Origin of the sequence: Streptococcus sp. 4094, assembly GCF_013277125.1 — a bacterium.
Lineage (GTDB): Bacteria > Bacillota > Bacilli > Lactobacillales > Streptococcaceae > Streptococcus.
In genome coordinates this window covers 1-5,284 of the sequence record NZ_VMMI01000006.1, presented here as the reverse complement: position 1 = coordinate 5,284, position 5,284 = coordinate 1, and the positions used below count along the sequence as shown (strand labels likewise).

General features: G+C 49.3%; 2 tRNA genes and 3 rRNA genes. All 5 read left to right on the top strand.

From position 1 onward, the window contains the following. The first annotated feature begins 82 nt into the window (after positions 1 to 82). Positions 83 to 154, top strand: a tRNA-Glu gene (locus tag HT721_RS01155). A gap of 241 nt (positions 155 to 395) precedes the next feature. Further along, positions 396 to 1,941 (top strand): 16S ribosomal RNA (locus HT721_RS01150). 51 nt (positions 1,942 to 1,992) lie between these two features. Further along, positions 1,993 to 2,065 (top strand) — tRNA-Ala (locus HT721_RS01145). Positions 2,066 to 2,189: 124 nt separating this feature from the next. Next, positions 2,190 to 5,091 (top strand): 23S ribosomal RNA (locus HT721_RS01140). Positions 5,092 to 5,167: 76 nt separating this feature from the next. After that, a 5S ribosomal RNA gene (gene rrf / locus HT721_RS01135) occupies positions 5,168 to 5,283 on the top strand. Together the 16S, 23S and 5S rRNA genes with 2 tRNA genes alongside form the textbook arrangement of a ribosomal RNA operon. Position 5,284 lies beyond the last annotated feature (1 nt).

Below are 5,284 nucleotides of genomic sequence, written 5' to 3'. Positions count from 1 at the left end.
AAAAAAGTAAAAAAATTTTAAAAAAGGTGTTGACAAAGTTAGAAAAGCCTGTATAATAGTAAGAGTTGAAAATAACAACTCTGGTCCGTTGGTCAAGGGGTTAAGACACCGCCTTTTCACGGCGGTAACACGGGTTCGAATCCCGTACGGACTATGGTATGTTGCGGTTGTAACACTTGATGAAAAAAGATTAAAAAAGTTTCAAAAAAGTGTTGACAAGCGAAAGCAGCTGTGATATACTAATATAGTTGTCGCTTGAGAGAAGTGAGCGACAAAGACCTTTGAAAACTGAACAAGACGAACCAATGTGCAGGGCACTACAACTAAAGTTGTAGTACTGAACAATGAAAAAACAATAAATCTGTCAGTGACAGAAATGAGTGAGAACTCAAACTTTTAATGAGAGTTTGATCCTGGCTCAGGACGAACGCTGGCGGCGTGCCTAATACATGCAAGTAGAACGCTGAAGGAGGAGCTTGCTTCTCCGGATGAGTTGCGAACGGGTGAGTAACGCGTAGGTAACCTGCCTGGTAGCGGGGGATAACTATTGGAAACGATAGCTAATACCGCATAAGAGTAGATGTTGCATGACATTTGCTTAAAAGGTGCAATTGCATCACTACCAGATGGACCTGCGTTGTATTAGCTAGTTGGTGGGGTAACGGCTCACCAAGGCGACGATACATAGCCGACCTGAGAGGGTGATCGGCCACACTGGGACTGAGACACGGCCCAGACTCCTACGGGAGGCAGCAGTAGGGAATCTTCGGCAATGGACGGAAGTCTGACCGAGCAACGCCGCGTGAGTGAAGAAGGTTTTCGGATCGTAAAGCTCTGTTGTAAGAGAAGAACGAGTGTGAGAGTGGAAAGTTCACACTGTGACGGTATCTTACCAGAAAGGGACGGCTAACTACGTGCCAGCAGCCGCGGTAATACGTAGGTCCCGAGCGTTGTCCGGATTTATTGGGCGTAAAGCGAGCGCAGGCGGTTAGATAAGTCTGAAGTTAAAGGCTGTGGCTTAACCATAGTACGCTTTGGAAACTGTTTAACTTGAGTGCAAGAGGGGAGAGTGGAATTCCATGTGTAGCGGTGAAATGCGTAGATATATGGAGGAACACCGGTGGCGAAAGCGGCTCTCTGGCTTGTAACTGACGCTGAGGCTCGAAAGCGTGGGGAGCAAACAGGATTAGATACCCTGGTAGTCCACGCCGTAAACGATGAGTGCTAGGTGTTAGACCCTTTCCGGGGTTTAGTGCCGTAGCTAACGCATTAAGCACTCCGCCTGGGGAGTACGACCGCAAGGTTGAAACTCAAAGGAATTGACGGGGGCCCGCACAAGCGGTGGAGCATGTGGTTTAATTCGAAGCAACGCGAAGAACCTTACCAGGTCTTGACATCCCTCTGACCGCTCTAGAGATAGAGCTTTCCTTCGGGACAGAGGTGACAGGTGGTGCATGGTTGTCGTCAGCTCGTGTCGTGAGATGTTGGGTTAAGTCCCGCAACGAGCGCAACCCCTATTGTTAGTTGCCATCATTCAGTTGGGCACTCTAGCGAGACTGCCGGTAATAAACCGGAGGAAGGTGGGGATGACGTCAAATCATCATGCCCCTTATGACCTGGGCTACACACGTGCTACAATGGCTGGTACAACGAGTCGCAAGCCGGTGACGGCAAGCTAATCTCTTAAAGCCAGTCTCAGTTCGGATTGTAGGCTGCAACTCGCCTACATGAAGTCGGAATCGCTAGTAATCGCGGATCAGCACGCCGCGGTGAATACGTTCCCGGGCCTTGTACACACCGCCCGTCACACCACGAGAGTTTGTAACACCCGAAGTCGGTGAGGTAACCGTAAGGAGCCAGCCGCCTAAGGTGGGATAGATGATTGGGGTGAAGTCGTAACAAGGTAGCCGTATCGGAAGGTGCGGCTGGATCACCTCCTTTCTAAGGATAAGGAACTGCGCATTGGTCTTGTTTAGTCTTGAGAGGTCTTGTGGGGCCTTAGCTCAGCTGGGAGAGCGCCTGCTTTGCACGCAGGAGGTCAGCGGTTCGATCCCGCTAGGCTCCATTGGTGAGAGATCACCAAGTAATGCACATTGAAAATTGAATATCTATATCAAATAGTAACAAGAAAATAAACCGAAAACGCTGTAGTATTAATAAGAGTTTATGACTGAAAGGTCAGAAAATAAGGTTAAGTTAATAAGGGCGCACGGTGGATGCCTTGGCACTAGGAGCCGAAGAAGGACGTGACAAACGACGATATGCCTTGGGTAGCTGTAAGTAAGCGATGATCCAGGGATTTCCGAATGGGGGAACCCAACAGGTACTACCTGTTACCCGCATCTGTTAAGGATGCGAGGAGGAAGACGCAGTGAACTGAAACATCTAAGTAGCTGCAGGAAGAGAAAGCAAAAGCGATTGCCTTAGTAGCGGCGAGCGAAACGGCAGAAGGGCAAACCGAAGAGTTTACTCTTCGGGGTTGTAGGACTGCAATGCGGACTCAAAGATTATAGAAGAATGATTTGGGAAGATCAGCCAAAGAGAGTAATAGCCTCGTATTTAAAATAGTCTTTGTACCTAGCAGTATCCTGAGTACGGCGGGACACGTGAAATCCCGTCGGAATCTGGGAGGACCATCTCCCAACCCTAAATACTTCCTAGTGACCGATAGTGAACCAGTACCGTGAGGGAAAGGTGAAAAGCACCCCGGGAGGGGAGTGAAATAGAACCTGAAACCGTGTGCCTACAACAAGTTCGAGCCCGTTAATGGGTGAGAGCGTGCCTTTTGTAGAATGAACCGGCGAGTTACGTTATGATGCGAGGTTAAGTTGAAGAGACGGAGCCGTAGGGAAACCGAGTCTGAATAGGGCGCCTTAGTATCATGACGTAGACCCGAAACCATGTGACCTACCCATGAGCAGGTTGAAGGTGCGGTAAGACGCACTGGAGGACCGAACCAGGGCACGTTGAAAAGTGCTTGGATGACTTGTGGGTAGCGGAGAAATTCCAAACGAACTTGGAGATAGCTGGTTCTCTCCGAAATAGCTTTAGGGCTAGCGTCGACATTAGAGATTCTTGGAGGTAGAGCACTGTTTGGGTGAGGGGTCCATCCCGGATTACCAATCTCAGATAAACTCCGAATGCCAATGAATTATGGTCGGCAGTCAGACTGCGAGTGCTAAGATCCGTAGTCGAAAGGGAAACAGCCCAGACCACCAGCTAAGGTCCCAAAATAATTGTTAAGTGGAAAAGGATGTGGGGTTGCACAGACAACTAGGATGTTAGCTTAGAAGCAGCTATTCATTCAAAGAGTGCGTAATAGCTCACTAGTCGAGTGACCCTGCGCCGAAAATGTACCGGGGCTAAAACAATTTACCGAAGCTGTGGATACCTTTATAGGTATGGTAGGAGAGCGTTCTATGTGTGAAGAAGGTGTACCGTGAGGAGCGCTGGAACGCATAGAAGTGAGAATGCCGGTATGAGTAGCGAAAGACAGGTGAGAATCCTGTCCACCGTAAGACTAAGGTTTCCAGGGGAAGGCTCGTCCGCCCTGGGTTAGTCGGGACCTAAGGAGAGACCGAAAGGTGTATCCGATGGACAACAGGTTGATATTCCTGTACTAGAGTATGTAGTGATGGAGGGACGCAGTAGGCTAACTAAAGCAGACGATTGGAAGTGTCTGTCTAAGCAGTGAGGTGTGAACTGAGTTAAATGCTTAGTTCTATAACATTGAGCTGTGATGGGGAGCGAAGTTTAGTAGCGAAGTTAGTGACGTCACACTGCCAAGAAAAGCTTCTAGCGTTTAAACATACTCTACCCGTACCGCAAACCGACACAGGTAGTCGAGGCGAGTAGCCTCAGGTGAGCGAGAGAACTCTCGTTAAGGAACTCGGCAAAATGACCCCGTAACTTCGGGAGAAGGGGTGCTGACTTTAAGTCAGCCGCAGTGAATAGGCCCAAGCAACTGTTTATCAAAAACACAGCTCTCTGCTAAATCGTAAGATGATGTATAGGGGGTGACGCCTGCCCGGTGCTGGAAGGTTAAGAGGAGTGCTTAGCGCAAGCGAAGGTATGAATTGAAGCCCCAGTAAACGGCGGCCGTAACTATAACGGTCCTAAGGTAGCGAAATTCCTTGTCGGGTAAGTTCCGACCCGCACGAAAGGCGTAATGATTTGGGCACTGTCTCAACGAGAGACTCGGTGAAATTTTAGTACCTGTGAAGATGCAGGTTACCCGCGACAGGACGGAAAGACCCCATGGAGCTTTACTGCAGTTTGATATTGAGTGTCTGTACCACATGTACAGGATAGGTAGGAGTCTATGAGATCGGGACGCCAGTTTCGAAGGAGACGTTGTTGGGATACTACCCTTGTGTTATGGCCACTCTAACCCAGATAGGTGATCCCTATCGGAGACAGTGTCTGACGGGCAGTTTGACTGGGGCGGTCGCCTCCTAAAAGGTAACGGAGGCGCCCAAAGGTTCCCTCAGAATGGTTGGAAATCATTCGCAGAGTGTAAAGGTATAAGGGAGCTTGACTGCGAGAGCTACAACTCGAGCAGGGACGAAAGTCGGGCTTAGTGATCCGGTGGTTCCGTATGGAAGGGCCATCGCTCAACGGATAAAAGCTACCCTGGGGATAACAGGCTTATCTCCCCCAAGAGTTCACATCGACGGGGAGGTTTGGCACCTCGATGTCGGCTCGTCGCATCCTGGGGCTGTAGTCGGTCCCAAGGGTTGGGCTGTTCGCCCATTAAAGCGGCACGCGAGCTGGGTTCAGAACGTCGTGAGACAGTTCGGTCCCTATCCGTCGCGGGCGTAGGAAATTTGAGAGGATCTGCTCCTAGTACGAGAGGACCAGAGTGGACTTACCGCTGGTGTACCAGTTGTCTTGCCAAAGGCATCGCTGGGTAGCTATGTAGGGAAGGGATAAACGCTGAAAGCATCTAAGTGTGAAACCCACCTCAAGATGAGATTTCCCATGATTTTATATCAGTAAGAGCCCTGAGAGATGATCAGGTAGATAGGTTAGAAGTGGAAGTGTGGCGACACATGTAGCGGACTAATACTAATAGCTCGAGGACTTATCCAAAGTAACTGAGAATATGAAAGCGAATGGTTTTCTTGGTTTGAATAGATATTCAATTTTGAGTAGGTATTACTCAGAGTTAAGTGACGATAGCCTAGGAGATACACCTGTACCCATGCCGAACACAGAAGTTAAGCCCTAGAACGCCGGAAGTAGTTGGGGGTTGCCCCCTGTGAGATATGGAAGTCGCTTAGCT